This window comes from Psychrosphaera aestuarii (assembly GCF_017948405.1).
Classification (GTDB): Bacteria; Pseudomonadota; Gammaproteobacteria; order Enterobacterales; family Alteromonadaceae; genus Psychrosphaera; species Psychrosphaera aestuarii.
Window position 1 is genome coordinate 2153324 of record NZ_CP072844.1, and the last position, 18392, is coordinate 2171715.

Annotated in this window: 15 protein-coding genes; 3 read left to right on the forward strand and 12 right to left on the reverse strand. The window is 39.3% G+C overall.

Annotation, left to right across the window (positions count from 1 at the left end; translation table 11 throughout):
* Positions 1 to 171 precede the first annotated feature (171 nt).
* A complete protein-coding gene (locus J9318_RS09795; protein ID WP_244731617.1) occupies positions 172 to 1509 on the forward strand; it encodes a sigma-54 interaction domain-containing protein in 1338 nt (445 codons plus the stop codon).
* Between the two features lie 199 nt (positions 1510 to 1708).
* Here J9318_RS09795 and J9318_RS09800 read toward each other — a convergent pair whose 3' ends face one another.
* The gene (locus J9318_RS09800; RefSeq protein WP_210559748.1) at positions 1709 to 2977 is read right to left on the reverse strand and encodes an OmpA family protein; all 1269 of its coding nucleotides are present in this window, start codon (positions 2975 to 2977) and stop codon (positions 1709 to 1711) included.
* 206 nt (positions 2978 to 3183) lie between these two features.
* Here J9318_RS09800 and J9318_RS09805 point away from each other — a divergent pair, with 206 nt between their 5' ends.
* The gene (locus J9318_RS09805) at positions 3184 to 4476 is read left to right on the forward strand and encodes a TMEM143 family protein (RefSeq protein ID WP_210559749.1); all 1293 of its coding nucleotides are present in this window, start codon (positions 3184 to 3186) and stop codon (positions 4474 to 4476) included.
* On the opposite strand, the gene J9318_RS09810 is transcribed toward J9318_RS09805, so the two are convergent.
* Positions 4473 to 5180 carry a CPBP family intramembrane glutamic endopeptidase gene (locus J9318_RS09810; protein WP_210559750.1) on the reverse strand — a complete coding sequence of 236 codons (708 nt, stop codon included), beginning with the start codon at positions 5178 to 5180 and terminating at the stop codon, positions 4473 to 4475. The genes J9318_RS09805 and J9318_RS09810 overlap by 4 nt on opposite strands.
* A 128-nt stretch (positions 5181 to 5308) precedes the next feature.
* On the opposite strand from J9318_RS09810, the gene J9318_RS09815 reads away from it, so the two are divergent.
* Complete coding sequence (locus J9318_RS09815; RefSeq protein ID WP_210559751.1) at positions 5309 to 6223, forward strand: LysR family transcriptional regulator; 915 nt, start codon at positions 5309 to 5311, stop codon at positions 6221 to 6223.
* Positions 6224 to 6331: 108 nt separating this feature from the next.
* Here J9318_RS09815 and J9318_RS09820 read toward each other — a convergent pair whose 3' ends face one another.
* The 10 genes from J9318_RS09820 to J9318_RS09865 form a co-directional block, all read right to left on the reverse strand.
* A complete protein-coding gene (locus J9318_RS09820) occupies positions 6332 to 7999 on the reverse strand; it encodes a sensor domain-containing diguanylate cyclase (protein ID WP_244731619.1) in 1668 nt (555 codons plus the stop codon).
* A gap of 254 nt (positions 8000 to 8253) precedes the next feature.
* Positions 8254 to 8841 (reverse strand): outer membrane beta-barrel protein, encoded by a 588-nt coding sequence (locus tag J9318_RS09825; protein ID WP_210559753.1) that lies wholly within the window; start codon positions 8839 to 8841, stop codon positions 8254 to 8256.
* A 366-nt stretch (positions 8842 to 9207) separates the two neighbouring features.
* Positions 9208 to 9468, reverse strand: coding sequence for a hypothetical protein (locus J9318_RS09830; protein WP_210559754.1), 261 nt, complete (start codon positions 9466 to 9468; stop codon positions 9208 to 9210).
* Positions 9469 to 9616: 148 nt separating this feature from the next.
* The gene (locus J9318_RS09835; protein ID WP_210559755.1) at positions 9617 to 9799 is read right to left on the reverse strand and encodes a hypothetical protein; all 183 of its coding nucleotides are present in this window, start codon (positions 9797 to 9799) and stop codon (positions 9617 to 9619) included.
* 225 nt (positions 9800 to 10024) lie between these two features.
* Positions 10025 to 10393 (reverse strand): hypothetical protein, encoded by a 369-nt coding sequence (locus J9318_RS09840; RefSeq protein ID WP_210559756.1) that lies wholly within the window; start codon positions 10391 to 10393, stop codon positions 10025 to 10027.
* A 549-nt stretch (positions 10394 to 10942) separates the two neighbouring features.
* Positions 10943 to 11695: a PEP-CTERM sorting domain-containing protein gene (locus J9318_RS09845; protein WP_210559757.1), complete on the reverse strand. Its 753-nt coding sequence runs from the start codon at positions 11693 to 11695 to the stop codon at positions 10943 to 10945.
* Between the two features lie 622 nt (positions 11696 to 12317).
* Complete coding sequence (gene gcvP / locus J9318_RS09850) at positions 12318 to 15242, reverse strand: aminomethyl-transferring glycine dehydrogenase (RefSeq protein WP_210559758.1); 2925 nt, start codon at positions 15240 to 15242, stop codon at positions 12318 to 12320.
* 82 nt (positions 15243 to 15324) lie between these two features.
* Positions 15325 to 15714, reverse strand: coding sequence for a glycine cleavage system protein GcvH (gene gcvH, locus J9318_RS09855; RefSeq protein ID WP_210559759.1), 390 nt, complete (start codon positions 15712 to 15714; stop codon positions 15325 to 15327).
* A gap of 139 nt (positions 15715 to 15853) precedes the next feature.
* Positions 15854 to 16939, reverse strand: coding sequence for a glycine cleavage system aminomethyltransferase GcvT (gene gcvT, locus J9318_RS09860; RefSeq protein WP_210559760.1), 1086 nt, complete (start codon positions 16937 to 16939; stop codon positions 15854 to 15856).
* A 189-nt stretch (positions 16940 to 17128) separates the two neighbouring features.
* Entirely contained in the window at positions 17129 to 18373 is a 1245-nt protein-coding gene (locus J9318_RS09865) for an FAD-dependent oxidoreductase (RefSeq protein WP_210559761.1), read from the reverse strand.
* Positions 18374 to 18392: the final 19 nt, after the last annotated feature.

Genomic DNA, 18392 nt, shown 5'->3' on the forward strand with positions numbered 1-18392 from the left:
CGCTTGCAATGCCCATTAAATATGGGGTTTCAGCTACCCCACTGGTTGATTGTCAACCAATAACACAAGCACCTATTTGACATAAATGACAAACAAAATGACAAAGCTGACAATGTCGTGCTATTTTGTCGTTATGTAATAACGCTATTTTATTAAAAACATAGGCTTAAAATGAACATTTCAATCGTACAATCAATGATTAACGCAATTGAAAAACCGGCTATATTTATTTCAACTGAGTATGTTATCAAAGCCGTAAATCAGCGCTATGTTGACGCCTATAAAAAGCCAGTCAATGTAGGTACAAGTCGCTGCTATGAAGTGTCCCATTCAAGCTCAAAGCCTTGTGATCAAAATGGCGAGAGCTGTCCAATTCAAGAGTGCATTCAAACTGAAAAAGCGACCAGTGTTGTACATATTCATCAAATGCCAACGGGTAAAGAGTTTTGCGATATTATTATGAGGCCCGTGAAAGATGAAGACGGCATAACAATTGGGTTTTTAGAGATATTGGAAAATATCCGGTATGCTGCCAGTAGCCCCAAAAAAAATAAAATGTTGGGTAAAAGTGACCTTTTCTTATCGATGTTAAAACATATCAACCGAGCGGCAAAATCCAATATATCGGTTCTACTTCAAGGACAAACAGGAACAGGCAAAGAACTCGTTGCCAAAGCATTACATGAAAGCAGCACTCGAAACGAACAACCTTTTGAAGTAATCGAATGTTCAGGATTACCTGAATCGCTTTTTGAATCTGAATTGTTTGGCCATGAAAAAGGCGCATTTACTGGTGCAGTGCAAAGTAAAAAAGGCTTAGTTGAACTTGCCGATGGCGGCACCGTTTTTTTTGATGAAATAGCCGATGTTCCACTTGCCATGCAAGTTAAGCTTTTACGCCTTATTGAAACACAAACCTATCGTAGCGTTGGTGGCACCAAGGTCAAGACCGTCAATTTGAGGTTCATTGCCGCCTCTCATAAAAACCTGCTTGAACTTGTTAGAAAAGGCATGTTTAGAGAGGACCTCTATTATCGTATTGCAGGGTTCCCAATTCAATTACCTACTTTAAAGCAGCGTTCGGAAGACATTGAGTTACTCGCTTCTCAGTTTTTAATTGATGCTAAATACGATGATAAACATTTAAGTGACGAAGCGTTAACAGCGTTAAAAAACTATGACTTCCCCGGCAATATTCGAGAGTTAAAGAACATTGTTTCCCAGGCAGCCCTTATGGCCGACAACGCCGCTATCTTAGCCAGTGATTTACCCTTGCATGTTACTCAAAATGAGCACACGCAATTAAGTGGACAAGTGCCAACTAATAAACCAGCGCCCACGGTACAACAGATAATGACGTTAGAAGAATTAGAAGCCAGTTACCTAGAGACCTTACTGACAACAAATACACTTTCATTTGACGACTTAGCCGCATCTTTAAAAATTAGCCCTCGAACTTTGTATCGAAAACTAAAAAAATACAATATCGCCAATACCCTTCCCTTTTAATTGAATAAAAAAAGAAAAACTGGATAGCCATTGGATTCAACCATTAGGGTTGTGTTAGGTTTTGCATGTGGTGTTGCTGGAATGATGTTAACGCAATAAAATGAAGGCAAATAAGGAAATGGCAAAGCATAAACTATTTATTGTTGTACTCTGCCATTTTTAATCTCTAACTCAGTCTGTTCTATTAACAGTTAAGCCACTAGTCTTTTAAAATCGGTAAACGCACATCAGACTTGATATACACTTCCATTCGTCTATTTTTATTGGCGTCATCGCTTACTAATTCAGTTTCGCCCTTACCAATAGCATTAATAATTGAGGCATCAATACCAAAACGTTCCGTTAAGAATGTCGCCACTGCCTTAGCTCGTTGTAACGATAGTTTTTGATTATAAGCTGCTGGTCCAGACGCCGAAGTGTGACCCACTACATTAAGAGAATCTACATTGTATTCTTTAATAAAGGCCGCTAAGTTAGCCAATTCATCGTAGTAACGTTTGTTGATTTCAGAGCTATTATTGTCATATAAAATAACCACTTTCATATCAACAGGCTTCATTTCATATTGCGAACAACCGTCTTTATCAACAACATGGTTAATCGGTGTATCTGCGCATTTATCATTTTCATCGAAAACACCATCGCCATCAGTATCTACTGGCTTTTGTTTTTCAGCGATAACTGGTTGAACTGGAGCTGGCTTAGGTGCAGAAACCGGTGCTGACTCAACAATTGGAGCTGGTTTTTGAGCTGCGGCCTTGTAAGTTGGTCCCTTGTCGTCAAAGAAGTAACGAAAACCTACAGATACAACGTTGACGTCATCATCTTGTAGCGGAATATGTTGGTAACTAACATAAGCCTGAGTGTTGTAATTGATGTGGTAACCAACTTCACCGCCTAACCATATACCTGAGTCCGATCTTTTTTCTGCGTTTGGATTTACAATAGTTACACCCGATAGCTCCGACGAAATTGCATCCATTTCCCAGTCATAATAACCAAGCTTTCCGGTTAACGTGAAGCCATCCTCTAAAGGTATAGTGCCAAGTACACTAATTGATATCCCGTCAGCGGTTTCTGGATAAACACGCTCAGATAAGACGTAGTAAGACTGTAAATTAGTCGCTGTTCCAGAGAAGCTCGCAGCGCGGTCACCTAAGTCTTGATATCCACCCTCGACACTAAAATATTCATTAAAGCGATAACCAACAAACAAACTATAACTGGTGTCAATTCTATCAATGGCACTTGAGTTTGTGCTTAAGCCTGAGCTTGAGTATAGGGAATCTAAATTTTGTGAGGATACATCTGTTTTAGCTTGCCCTAATTGACCACCAACATAAAAGCCAAGAGCATATGGCCAATTATTATCTTGTTGTTGCGTTTCAGCTGCATTAGCATTTAAAGCAAAGCCAGCTAGTAATGCGATTGTAAGTTTGGAAAATGGTGTGTGTTTTCCTAATTTCATTTTTAATTCCTTTGTTTTTTTTAACCGAAAATTACGCAATCACGCAAAACAACATCGATATCACTTTGATTTAGAAGTAGCTTGTTTATCATGAGGCAAGCTGTCACATTGGTCAACTTTAAGGGCACAACTTTGAGTCAATTTTGTTATTGAGTTACCTGCTAACTTAATTACAATGTCATCAACCTCTAATAACGAGAATAATAATGCCGGCTGATCGATTTATTCCCTTTAGAAAACAAGATATTGTTGAAATGTGTCGTAAAGAATTGCCAAATTCAAATGACAGTGACTCTTTTAAACAATTTAGTGATTTGCTTTCAAGTTATATTCATTTTGATTATCACAGTGTTTTAGAGTCGCTTAAAAATAATTATGCGCCTTTTGATCCTAACGCCGATACCAGATTGTTAAATGCGTTAAGCGATGAAGAAAAGCGACAATGCCAACAATCCTTTGCCAGTAACTTTGCCAATGTTCTAAATGCCGCCAATTATGAAAAAATTACAGAACAAGACCTACAAGACGCATTAACGGAAGAGTCATTATTTAAAGTTCGCTTGGAAGTTGAATTTGAAGACTTTGAGCAAGTGGTCTTTTACCGACGCGGGGAGTCTCAAAAAAGAGAAACTCTTAGATCGTTTTTTGGCTTACGAAAACAACTTATAGAGTTCACTAACTACGATCGGGTTGCAGTATTTATTACCTTAAAAGACGCCTCTCATTTTAGTAAAAAAAACAAAGCTCCTGTTGGTTTTGAGCCAGGCTCAACAATAATCAAACTGTTTCAAAACGTACCTAAAGCAGATTTAGAAATGCTATTTCCTAATAGTGAAGTTAGGATGCGTCGCATCGACAAAATCCTAATTGGTGCATCTGCAGCAGTTGGTGGTTCTGTTGTTTTGGCGACTAAATTAGGCCCAACATTATTGTTACTTGCTGCCCTTTTTGGTTTTTGGCTTGGCCTAAAAGACACCCCTGTTCAATTAACTAAACAACACTTGCTTACTATCGGTATGGGTTTCGGCGTGTTAGGCGGTTTCATTTTTAAAGAATGGAGCAAATTCAAGAACCGTAAAATCAAATTTATGAAAGCACTATCTGACAGCCTGTATTTTAAGAACCTCGATAATAACGCCGGCGTTTTTCATACTCTTATTGACTCAGCAGAAGAAGAAGACGTTAAAGAAGCCCTTCTCGCTTATACTTTTTTACTAAAGAACCCTGCAGGCCTAAACGCAGCTGAATTAGATAAAACCATTGAAACTTGGTTTGAACAGACTCACAAATGCACATTGGATTTTGAAATTGAGGATGCGCTCGATAAATTGGAACGCATGGAGTTAGTGAATAAAAACGTTAACTTTACTAAAGACACCGTCTCCGGTGAGTATCAAGCTACTTTTGTTGCTAAGCCGCTCAAGGAAGCTAAGCAACAACTTGATAAAAAGTGGGATAATATTTTTAGTTACAACATTGACGTTACACCACAGTTTTAGGTTTTAGGTTTTAGGTTTTCACCAAACACCATGTAGGCCAACGCCCCGCCATACATATCAACCACTATATGCAAAAGAATGGGTACCAAAAGTGACTCTGTTGCCAAATATATTAATGCCATTATTAACCCTAACAACGCGGTACGTATAACGTGTACAGGGCCCTGATATATATGCGGTAAACCAAATAAAATACTAGAAATAATGACCGCTCCATACGTTGGTAAATAATCACCTAAGGCATGCATCAAATACCCTCTAAATAAAATCTCCTCACATATCCCTGCACTAATCGAAACGCCAAATATAAACCAACGATATTCGCTCGGATTAGTGGGCAAAAACCACCTAATGTAAGCCATTTGTGCTTTTAACGCCATTTGCTCTTGGTCGTTCTTTTTAAGCTGTTGTAGTGATTTATAAAAATACGCCGCCAACAAAAAAACAACTAATGATCCCAATAAGTTTATCCAATCCCACTTAAAAACAAGTCCAATATCATCTAAAACAAGGCCCATATCAGCGCCACTCTCAAATACAACAAACATAAGTACAAGAACAGGCAACCACAGCATGACAATGGTACTGCCATAAACGGTTATGCGTTTCTCTGGACTAGACAGAACTAACCGTTTATCTGTTTCCCAAGTAAAGTAAATGTATACTGGATATAAAACAAAATAAGCCCACAATAAATATTCCATAGTATGTATTCTCTTTGTTTATATTGATTGTAAAATCAGGGTTAACATTGAATTTCCATACTACCTTCCATAAATAATAAACAAATACTATTATGGTTTTAAACAACTATACTAAAAGTTTATAAACGATGTTTAAAACCGAAACCCTCATTGCCTTTGTACTTGTTGCAAAGCACCGCAGCTTCACACTAGCGGCTGAAGAACAGTGTCAAACTCCCATGGCGATTAGCAAGCAGGTGTCACAGCTTGAGCAACGCTTAGGCGCAGCATTATTTGAACGTACTACACGTAAGGTCAACTTAACTGAGTTCGGTCAATCGTTTTTGGTTAAAGCAAAAAACATACTTGAGCAACATGACGCTCTGCAAGACTGGCTAGAAACAAAAAAAGGCGAATATACCGGCTCATTAAAGGTATTAAGCCAAGATATTCAAACTTACGAAGAAACCGTTTTTCCATGGTTAGCGGAGTTCAGCCAGCTGTACCCTGATATTGAGTTATCGTTTGATGTACAAGAAAACGCGATTGATATTGAACACAACCCCAACGACATATATTGGGGCGTAGCCGATTATCTTGGTCTTAAACATCCCGGATTAAAAAGACGATCTTTGTGGAAAACCAAGTTAGGTATATTTGCATCACCTGACTATTTAGAAAAGTTTGGTGTGCCTCAAACTCCTGATGATCTAAAACACCATCAAATGATAAGCCATACTCATTCACAACCAAACAATGCCCTTGCCGTTAACAAAACGCCGAACAGCGATCAAATAGAAATGGAATTTGAAATATTAAACGCGCCCATTAAAACGGTGGCATGTCATTCTGCTCTTGCAATAGACGGATTAGGGTTAATCAATGCCCTTTACGACAATAACGATATAAAACAGGCAGTTAAGAACAAAAGGCTTGTGCCAGTATTAACTGAGTACTGGTATCAAAATGCAGAGATTTACCTCTATTATCATAATGTAAAAATAGAACAGCCTAAAGTAAGAGCATTTATAGACTTTTTCTTATCTAAGAGGGAGCTTTGGTAAAATTAGACACATTGATTCACCCCTTATCAAATGTACATTTTCACAGAGGCACTTAGCGTATTTCCAAAGTCTGAGATCAAGCGCTGATTTTACTTTTTTAGGATATCTTCATGATACCTCAGGTGATAATTCATCTATTGAAACCACCTGATTTCGACCCGTTTTTTTAGCCTGATACAATGACTCATCCGCTAGTTTCACTAACTCATCAAAGCTTGTTTTATTGGCGGTACCACTTGCGACACCCACACTTATCGTAATCTTAGAAAAGTCATTTACATTATTTTCATCAAAATAACGCCGCATTTGCTCTGCTACACTTTTTGCTTGCGCCAAGTCAGTATCTGGCAAAAACACAAGAAATTCTTCTCCTCCCCACCGAAGGATAATATCAGAGACCCGCAGTCGTTTTTTAAGAGCGCGTGCAACATGCTTTAGCACATCATCACCTACTACATGACCAAACTTATCATTAATCCGCTTAAACCAGTCTAAGTCGATTAACAAGATTGACATTGGGCTCTGCTGGCGATCGCCTAGTTTCCATACTGGATATACAAGTTCATTTAAAGCGCGTCGGTTATACAAACTAGTGAGCGGATCTATTCGGGCATAATGTTCTGCTGTGAGTCGGGCATCGTACGCCACCTTAAAATTAAACCCAAATGATACTGATAACAAAGACATTTCTAAAAGCATGCCTATTTCTATGCCTCTAAACGCCCACTGCGTATAAGGGAGAAGGCCCCATGTGGTCATGCTTGAAATAAAAGCACCGCACGTTCCTATTAATATTGCAGGCACAAAAAATTTAGCTAACGGGTTTCCGTTTTTATATGAATAATAGCCAATGACCAACATCCAAATGGCCATAGTAGAAAGAATGACGAGCTGCACCATGACAGCAAAAGAAACGCTACCAACAAATAAGATAATGCAGCCTACCGTGGCCAATGAACCATATATAAGGTGGCGGTATGAATACAGCCTTGGCAAGTATTTTTTAATCTGCAGATATTCAATTGTAAACAAAACGCCGGAACAAATATAAATAAACATCAACAACGGCATTAACCACTGTTGTTTTAAAACATCTGTAGGCCAGAGCAGCCAAAAACCATGTCCAGTGTAAGTAAAGTTAAAAGCAGTAAATGAAAACAGATAAAAAGAATATAAGCTGTACCTTAACTCTTTAGAATATGCATAAAGTACTAGATTGTAGATTAGTAAAATGATCAATGCGCCGTATAACGCACCATAAAAATAAGCATTTTGTTGTTCAAACTTATCGACGCTATCCGTATCACCAAGATAAACAGGTATGGTCATAGGATCGGCTGACTTAAATCGAAATAGTATATTAGTCACACCTGGCTTGAAGGTATAGACCACTGATGGCATACGCTTTTGACGTTCTCGATCAATAAAAGATGAGGTATCACCGAGCTGTACACTTTTGGTTAAAACACTCTGCTCATAAAAGAAAACATCAATTTCATCTAACCAAGCGTTATCAATTTTAACAACTAATGGTTTTACTTTGTCAGTCGAATTTGTAACAGGTAATACCGCCCAAACAATACTATTAGTAAAACCAAAGCTCACTCTATTGTCGTCATTTTTAACAAAATCACCACGTTTAAACTTAGCGAATGCATCATCAACGTTCATAAAGCGCTTTGGATCTTCAAGCATAAATAGCTCAGAGTTAACAAGCTCTAACTTAGTGTTAAGTGGAGTCGATTTGGCTATTGAAACACCAGAAAAAATGACCAAGAATAAGAGGCCTATTTTGAATACTGAGTGATAAAAGATCCTCAATTTATTCGATATCTCATTGGGTATGGTATTCATCGCGCCAAGGGGCTCTAAAACATTCAATTTCTGGTGGTTTTAGCTTTCCACAAATTGAACGAAAATGATACAAAATAATGGTGGTTTTTTAAACTAACCGTTTAGAAAATAAAAACGCCGGCTAATAATGCCGGCGCTTCATTTTATTGAATTACGTCACTTGTTATTCAGTTATATTAAAAGAACATAATTACCGCTGCGCTGATCCCATCTGTATCATCACCGCTTTGATAACCAAGTGAAGCAGAAAACTGTTCATTAAAGTGATAAATCCCTTTCACACCAAAACCAACTTCTGAATCATCCGCTACGTCTACGTAGCTGATTGAACCCATCAACTCAAATTGCTCGTTTAATAAAGAGCGAACACCACCTTCAAGGCCAAAGCCACTCTCACTTCCATCACCAGATGTACCAAAGCCAGATACCTCAGCCGACAAGTCTACATAAGAAACAACACCAAAAAAGTCAGTAGTGTTTGATAGTGCATAACGATAGCCTGCGCCAACACTAAGAGAATTAAGTTCGAAATCAATCGTGCTTCCATATACCGTCACGTCGTCAGATACTGACGAGTAACTACCTGTTAAAAATACATTTTCATTTAATAGCTTTGTGCCAGAAACGCCAAAGCCAGTAAACTTTGACCCGTCTAAATCTAAAGACTCATAAGACGCAGAAACGCTATCCCAACGAACCTTATCTGCAGCGTGAGCAGAGCCCATAGATAGTAATAAAGCGGATGCTAATAATAGTTTTTTCATTGTTATTCTCCATGCCCATTTAAAAATAGTCAGCACGTCGGGCAAATGCGCTGACACTTAATATTATTGTGACCGAATAAGTTAACCCATTAATAAAATTATAGAAAGCGCTACTCTATAAGAATATGTAATAAAATATTTTTACTGATCAAATTGAACACGTATGCCAGCATTGACATGTGAAATCAATTGGTTGTTGCAACGCTATTCTCTGGTAATGGTTAAATATTTGTTGGTTTAAACAAGTGTCTAGGGAAGTATAACGCTTGCCTGAGCGGCAATTAATAATGCGCTAAAATTGTTGAACATCGTGAAAACAGGCAACTGTAAATTTTCCTGCTTGATTGACTTGTTATGTTTTGATTGCTAAGACATACCGATTACCCAAGGCATAGCAACACCAAAACTAACCGATATAATTCCAAGTATAAATTTAGTGTGATTCATAGAACTACATTTGGAATACATATATAACCCAGTAAAAAAGGCAAATACCGACCACATAACAGAACCCATAAAATACAGGTGAATTGCACCTTGATTTACTGAGGTTGTATAACCGGGGCCAGCAATGAAATTTAAAAGAACTGTGACTAGTAAACCTAGAACAGGTACGAAACTTAACATAAAGATTCTTTTATTAATCGTCGAATTACTCATATACACATCCATTCGATAAAAAACATAACGCTTCATTAAGAAGCGAGTTTGGGCTTGCTATACTTTGCGACGAAGGAGCTCGGCAAGCCGTGACGAGGCCATTTTTAACCACTTGTTATATTTTTTGTACGTTGTTACTAAGTAATGTTTCTATAAGTAATGACGGAATTGCTGCATAAGCCATTGAAACAAGTGGCAAGCTAAGCGCTACAAATACAATTAAGAATAAAACAATAGGTAATGAAAAGTAAAACGCTGCAGCACCACCAATTTCCTGAATAAACTGCGGAACTGGCATTGCGGCCTCTTCAGCGATAATGAGGATAAAAGAATATTAGAGCAGGCAACCAGCTAAAAGGGAAAGTATGTTTTTCTGTAAATTATCCATATTAGACTCCGTCCTTTGATGAAAATATAACGCCTGCCTAAGCGGCAATTAACAATGGGTTAAAATTATTGAGCGCAGCGACAATAACCCATTGTTAATTGTCCGAGCGAACTTGAGAGCGAATTGAGGCTCTTGTTATGTTTTTGTTTGTTTTGATAAATAATATTTAAACAATAGCGCCTGACATAAAGCAAAAACGCCATAGATTAATGCTGCTTGGATAACCCCTAAGAAGAAAGCCAACATAAGTGTAAATATAGCCGCCGCAACAATATAAAAAATACAACCGCCATTGCTAAATCGAGTTATAAACCAATGGGCTGGAAAGCCGAATAAAACCCACCCAAGCATTGAGAAACAAAAGTACATACCAAAAAATAAAACTGAAAACATCAAAAAACCTAAAAGGGAGTCTAAGTTTCGCGGAATGCCCATTTCATAAAGTGAATAAAAAAATATCAGTACGGCAGGTGCAAGTATGCTTCTCAATACTGCAGAACTCATACTAACTCCTAGAAAACATAACAGTATATTAGCCGCAACTCTTTTTAAATCAAACGTAAAAGATGCCCAGACAACACATAAAAATTAAAACGTAGATTGTTTTTAACACTTTAACTTAAGTTATTCTAGAGGTTATAACTACAGCAGGTATAGAAACCGAAACACCTGAACAGCAATTAGTGAACGTCCGTTTGTGCAATTTCCAAATTTAGAGCTCGATACTCCCGAGTGGCTGCAACACGTACAGAGTTGTCCGTTGCTCTCACGTATTTCTGTCCAAAAATGCGTTAGGGCTAATTTCTAGCTCAATACAAACCAAAATCGATAAAACGATTAATAAATCCGTTGAAATTTAATCATTATTTGATAAATGGATTAAACCATTCGCATACTAGAGCCTAACGTTTTGTTATAAATTAGTATTTACAGATTTCCATATTCTGTTCAAAAATAACACAAAAAAATAAGCTCAAATAAACATTATTTCATTTGAGCTTAAGTTAAATAAAAGTGAATTTACTTAGAGTAAGAAACCAACAGTGGTTTTAACTAGCGTTGCCGATTTCGTCTAACACCCACGCCTAATATCGCTAAAGCTAAAAGGCCAAGCGTTGTAGGCTCATTAACCGAGATAGTTGAACCTGCAGGAGAGTTTGTTGTTGGCTGCACAGTTTCTAAACTCGAAAATATCGTTACTGGAGCAGAACGAACAAGGGCGACGCCTGTCGTTCTTGTTCTAGATTGATTAGTATAGTTATCGATATCGAATTTAGCGCGCCCTTTACTACTTTGATTAACACCATAATCGTCCATCACCCACATACGCTTATAACCGCCGTCTCGGTTTAAATCACTACCAAAAAACGCCGCTGAGTATTGCATACCATCTGGAGGATCGATGCCCATATTGTATTCTTCGTATGTAATGCCAAACAAATTCACAAGCATTAATTCGCGATCATCAGCTGCTTCTATAAGTCCATTAGATGAACTATTAAAAGCCCCGTCAAAAGACTCTTCTTCAGACCAAGTAAATGTGCCGTAAGATAAGTCGAATGTATTAAATAAATAAGCGGCCTGCGCATTAGATGCTAGCTGCCAACCACCGGAGTTATAGGCTGAAAGCGCCTGCTGAATGGTCATACCATCCGTTTGATCCCATCGAAGCCATTCTAAACCACTACGATTATCGAAGACAGTATTTGTCGTACCATCCAAAACATAATCTGATATCAATCCAGCGCTCACATTTGTAGACACGACGAACAAAAGTGCCAAACCAATATTTTTTATTATGTTCATTCGTATAATTCCCAATAATTGTATATTTATTAGCTAACTTATTATATTTAGTGTTAAATTTAAAGAGGAAATCCAAACTTGAGTACACATAACGCCTATTTTTATAACAAATCAAGTCAAATTAGCTATTTTTATCAAATAAACTACCAAAGACTAATTTAGCAACAAGGCGAATATCAACATGCCACAGATGATAATAATTGTGACCGCTTTACGCAAAATGGGTGATAAAAGTGCCTAAGATAGAGGTGAAAAATGCGCCCGCAATTGGGAAAATATAATCTTTAACGTAATTAGGTTCCTGCTTCATGCTTTCGATTGCTTAAACTACATTTCTGTTTCTGGATGCACGATAATCCTTTGCAACTCTAACTATAGTTATAAAAACGTCATACTAACACCAGTTTTTTCATTTAGACAGGAAACATAATTAAAAGCGAGTGTCCGCTCCTCGTTCAAAACAAACAACCCAAATCGATAAAGTTTCCCTCTATAAACGCGAAAATAAAAAAAAGCGAACCATTGAGGCTCGCTTTCTACTCTTATCTAGTCACAAATTTAATTCTAAGTCACAAACTTTATTAAAACGTTCACAAACTTAATTAAGCGTAGACAAAAAATCTTATTCATCTCTATAAGAGTCAATATCCGGACATGAACAGATCAGGTTACGGTCGCCGTATACGTCGTCGATACGAGTAACCGTAGGCCAGAATTTGTTTTGCTTCACAGCTTCACATGGGAATGCTGCGTAGTCACGTGCGTAGGCGCGATCCCAGTTTGGGTCTAACACGTCTTCCGATGTGTGTGGTGCAAAAACAAGTGGGTTGTTGTCTAACGTCCAGTGCCCGCTTTCTACTTTCGCAATTTCTTCACGAATAGAAATTAACGCGTCGATGAAACGGTCGATTTCAACTTTAGCTTCTGATTCTGTCGGTTCAATCATTAACGTGCCAGCAACTGGGAATGACATAGTTGGCGCATGGAAGCCATAGTCATTTAGGCGCTTAGCAATGTCCATTTCTGAAATGCCTGAGCTTTCTTTTAATGGGCGAATATCAACAATACATTCGTGAGCAACACGGTTGTTACGGCCACGGTATAAAATTGGGAAATGCTTGCTCAAACGCTCAGTAATATAGTTAGCGTTTAAGATTGCCACTTCGGTAGCTTGTTGAAGACCGTGTTTACCCATCATGGCAATGTATGCCCAAGATATTGGTAAAATGCCAGCAGAGCCGTATGGAGCAGCAGATACCGCACCATTATCTTGACCACCGTTGATGCCCAATCCGTCAATCTCATTGTCGCCAAAAAATTCAACTTTAGTCACTTGGTGGTTTGGCAAGAAAGGCGCTAAATGCGCTTTAACACCAATTGGACCCATACCTGGACCACCGCCACCATGTGGGATACAGAACGTTTTGTGTAGGTTAAGGTGCGATACGTCAGAGCCGATGAAACCAGGTGCTGTAAGGCCAACCTGTGCGTTCATGTTGGCACCGTCCATATAAACCTGACCGCCATTGTCATGAACAATGTCACATACTTCACGGATGCTTTCTTCATATACACCGTGTGTAGACGGGTACGTTACCATGATGCAAGAAAGTGCGTCTTTGTGCTCTTCCGCTTTGGCTTTTAGGTCAGCCATGTCGATGTTGCCTTGCTTGTCACACTCAACAAGTACAACTTTCATGCTTGCCATTTGAGCAGAAGCAGGGTTAGTTCCGTGCGCTGAGCTTGGGATCAAGCAGATGTTTCTGTGATGATCGCCACGACTTTCGTGGTACTTACGAATAGCAATAAGACCAGCGTATTCACCTTGTGCTCCAGAGTTAGGCTGCATTGAAATGTTGTCGTAACCCGTAATTTCAATTAACCAGTCAGACAATTCGCCAATCATTTTACGATAGCCTTGCGCTTGAGACATTGGCGCAAACGGGTGCATATTGCCAAACTCAGGCCAAGTAACAGGGATCATCTCCGCAGTCGCGTTTAGCTTCATGGTACAAGAACCAAGAGAAATCATAGAGTGGTTCAATGACAAGTCTTTGCTTTCTAGTTTGCGGATATAACGCAACATTTCAGTTTCAGACTGGTAAGCATTAAATACTGGATGAGTCAGAATGTCTGTTTTACGAGTGTATTCTGCTGGTACTGAATCAAAACCTTGAGCTGCATCATCTAATGCTTCTACAGTAAGACCATGACCTTCACCTAAAACAACATCAAATAATTCAATGATGTCTGCACGAGTTACCGTTTCGTGCATAGACACTGATAACTTACCGTCTAAATCTGAACGGAAGTTAACTAGTTTGTCAGCAGCGCGTGCAAGAATTTCTTCTTTGTTTGCAGCTTCAAACGTTACCGTATCGAACCAAGAATCATTAACAAGTTTAACGCCCTTTTCTTTTAAGCCTAAAGCAAAAATGTCAGCTAAACGGTTAATGCGTTGCGCGATGGCTTTTAAGCCTTTTGGTCCATGGTAAACAGCATAAAATGATGCCATGTTTGCCAGTAAAACCTGTGCAGTACAAATGTTTGAGTTCGCTTTCTCACGACGGATATGCTGCTCACGAGTCTGCATAGCCATACGTAATGCTTTATTACCACGACGGTCTTTAGAAACACCGATGATACGACCTGGCAATGAACGTTTGAACTTATCTGTTGTAGCGAAGAATGCAGCGTGTGGACCACCGTAACCCATTGGTACACCAAAACGCTGAGCTGAACCAAGTACTACGTCTGCACCAAATTGCGCTGGGCCTTCTAACATGATCAAGCTCATGATGTCGGCGGCAACAATGGCAATGGCTTTTTTCTCTTGCGTCGCTTCGATAAGCGGCTTGATATCATTAACTTGACCTTCTTGGCCAGTGTAATGGAACAAGGCACCAAAAATGTCGTATTCAGATACTTTTTCAGCGGCATCAACAACAATTTCAAAACCAAACAGTTCAGCGCGCGTTTTAACAACGTCTATAGTTTGTGGGAATACGTCATTTGCTATAAAAAACGTATTCGCTTTTTTTGCTTTAGCAACACGCTTAGCTAGCGCCATTGCTTCAGCAGCCGCAGTTGCTTCATCTAAAAGTGATGCACTGGCTAGTTCTAAACCGGTTAAGTCTATTGTTAATTGTTGGAAGTTAAGCAGTGACTCTAAACGACCTTGTGCAATCTCTGGCTGATAAGGCGTGTAAGCCGTATACCAACCTGGATTTTCCAGTACGTTGCGTTGAATTACGTTTGGAACTGAAACCGGGTGATAACCTAAACCAATATAAGACTTGGCAATTTGGTTTTCACTGGCTACTGACTTTAAGTATGCCAACGTTTGCTCTTCTGTTTGAGCATCGCCAATATTTAAGGCTTCTGGTAAACGAATAGAACCAGGCACCGTTTGGTCAATCAACTCTTTAACTGAGCTTACGCCCAAAGTTTTACACATCTCAAGCTGTTCGTCTTCGCTAGGACCAATATGGCGGCGAATAAAAATTTCATTTTGCTCAAGTTGCGATAGGCTAAATTTTTCTGACATGGCTAACAGATTTCCTACAATTAAAATAGACAAAACCTCGCAGGATTATCCGAGCGAGGCTTTAAAATATTCTGACGTTGACTTAGTCTTCGTCGATAGAGTCGGCGTAACCACCGGCGTCTAATAAGTCGTCTAGTTCTGACTCGTCTTCAAGCTTAAGCTTAAATAACCAACCGTCACCGTATGCGTCTGAGTTTACATTCTCAGGTGCGTCTTCTAAATCTTCGTTAATGGCAATGACTTCACCGCTTACTGGTGCATATATGTCAGAGGCAGCTTTAACAGATTCTGCAACTGCACAATCGTCGCCTGCTGCAAACGTATCGCCAACATCTGGTAAGTCTACAAACACCATGTCGCCAAGAAGCTCTTGTGCGTGCTCTGTGATACCAACAGTAACGATACCGTTACCTTCGTTGCGTACCCACTCGTGAGACGACGCGTATTTTAAGTCCGATGGAATATTGCTCATTTTAAGTTCCTTAGGGATCTTTCTTTATTAATCTTATAAGTTGTTTAGATAACTAGGTTGTCTATTTTGTTAGCCACTTGCAAAGATAATGGCAGTTGGCAGAATGTTCAACCTAGCAAATCAAATATTTATTGTGATATTACAGTACTGACTTGCCGTTGCGCACAAATCCAGCTTTAACGACTTTTACGTCAACCAACTTTTTACGCATTTCAACTTGTACTGTACTACCTAACTCAACACCTTTTGGAACACGAGCCATAGCGACTGAGTAGCCTAACGTTGGTGAGAAAGTCCCTGACGTTATTACGCCATCGCCTGCTTCAGTGATCACTTTAAGGCCGCCACGAAGTACGCCTTTTTGTTCCATCACTAAGCCTACAAGCTTATCTGAACCTTGTTCTTTCAACTTAATTAGGGCGTCACGACCAATGAAGTTACGTTCTGCTGGTTCCCATGAAATAGTCCACGCCATATTCGCTGCTAATGGCGAGATAGTCTCATCCATATCTGAGCCGTATAAGTTCATACCTGCCTCTAATCGCAACGTATCACGCGCGCCCAGCCCAGCTGGTTTAACGCCTGCGGCTATGAGTTTTTGCCAGAAATCAGCAGCTTGCTCAGGAGGAAGAATAATTTCGTAACCCGCTTCACCCGTGTAACCCGTTGTTGCGATGAATAGGTCACCGGCTTGAACACCAAAAAATGGCTTCATGCCTTCAACAAGAGCTTGTTGCTCAGCGGTAATAACGGTCGCTACTTTTGCAATCGCATTTGGGCCTTGCACGGCAATCATTGCGTAATCAGGTTGTTCAGTAACAGTTACGTCAAACCCTTCACTTTGTTTGTTTATCCAAGCTAAATCGTTCTCACGAGTCGCCGAGTTAACAACCATACGATAAAAAGTTTCGTCAAAGTGATAAATGATAAGGTCGTCAATAACGCCACCTTCTTCATTAAGCATGCCGGTATAAAGAGCTTTACCTGCCACTTGAAGTTTAGCAACGTCATTTGTTACTAGTTTTTGTAAGAATACTTTTGCGTCTGCGCCTTTAATGTCCACAATAGTCATGTGAGAGACGTCGAACATACCTGCATCTTGGCGAACTGCATGGTGTTCTTCGATTTGAGAGCCGTAATTAATTGGCATTTCCCAACCGTGAAAGTCGACCATCTTAGCGCCCGCTTCGATGTGTTTATCAAATAAAACCGTTCTGTTGCTCATGAACATTACCTTTTAATAAAAGAGTGCTGTAAAGGACTGCAGTAAAAATTTGCGCCAGAGTATACCGCATAAAAAAACAGAACTCTACGCGTTGGTGATTAGTAATATTAATGACAAATAAACGGTAACTAACTTACCAAACTGTTTGAAAGTTATAAAAAAACGCTGCAGACGTTTATCTTTCTAGCGCTATATATTATCTTTATTTTCAGCTAACACAGGTAATTCACCGGTCAATCCCATTGCTTGTTGGATTATTTTATTTTTTACGAACGGCGTTTTGTCCGTTAACTTTAAGCCAACACCTCGAATTAGTTTTTTTATCGGGTTCTTACCTTCAAACAATTCTTTTAACGATGCCATTGCAGCGATATAAGTTTGTGCTTCCGATTTGCGCCATCGCTCAAATTCTCTCAATTGTTTCGTTAACCTTATTGAGCCAGAGGTCAGACTTATATTTGTTTTATCGCCATTTTCATTCGTTACCGTTAAGCATTGAGCTAAGCTTGCTGCATCCAACAAACCAAGATTCATGCCGAGTCCAGCCAAAGGATGAATAGTATGTGCTGCATCACCGATAAAAATAACCCGCTTGTTTAACCATTGTTGGGTATAGCGCATCGTTAGCGGGAAACTGGCACGTTCGGTAATCACTTCACAAGGACCAAGTACGCTATCTGTGGCCGCGGTAAGATGTTTATTAAATTCGGCATCGCTCATTGTTTTAAGCTGTTTTGCATGTTCAGGTGCCGTTGACCATACAATGCTACAAACATGTTGATCGGCTCCAAACATAGGTAGTAATGCTAAAGGACCTTGTGGCAAAAAGACCTGCCTGGCGCACTGTTGATGCGACTCAGTCGTTTTAATATTCGCGACGATGGCATGGTGATCATAATCGGAAAATGTGGTTGGTGTTCTAAGTTGTTTTTTCACCCAAGATAACGCGCCATCGGCTGCTATCGCCAATTTTGCCATCAGTAAACCATCTTGCAGTGTGAGTACCACTTGTTCTACATCATTGTGTATGGCGTTAATTTCAGTATCAAATTTTAACGTAATTAATGGCTCTTCTTTGGCTGCTTTAATTAAACCATTACGAATATTATTGTTCTCGACAATATGACCTAAGTGACTTTGATTAACCTCGTGTGCGTCAAAGTTGATATCGCCAAAACTTTCTTTATCCCAAACGCGCATAGATTGATATGGCGCTAACCGCGTCGCATCCATATTTTGCCACGCATTCAAATTAGATAATATCTGCTGACTTGCTATTGATAAGGCACTCACTCTAGCTTCAGCGTCACTTAACGTTACATGCTCAGACGCTTTGTCGATAACGGTGACTTTATAACCCTGTTGTGCCAAACCAAGCGCTGCCGTTAAGCCAACACAACCGCCACCTATTACTACTATATCAGTCGATATCATTTTAAAACTCTGTCTATTA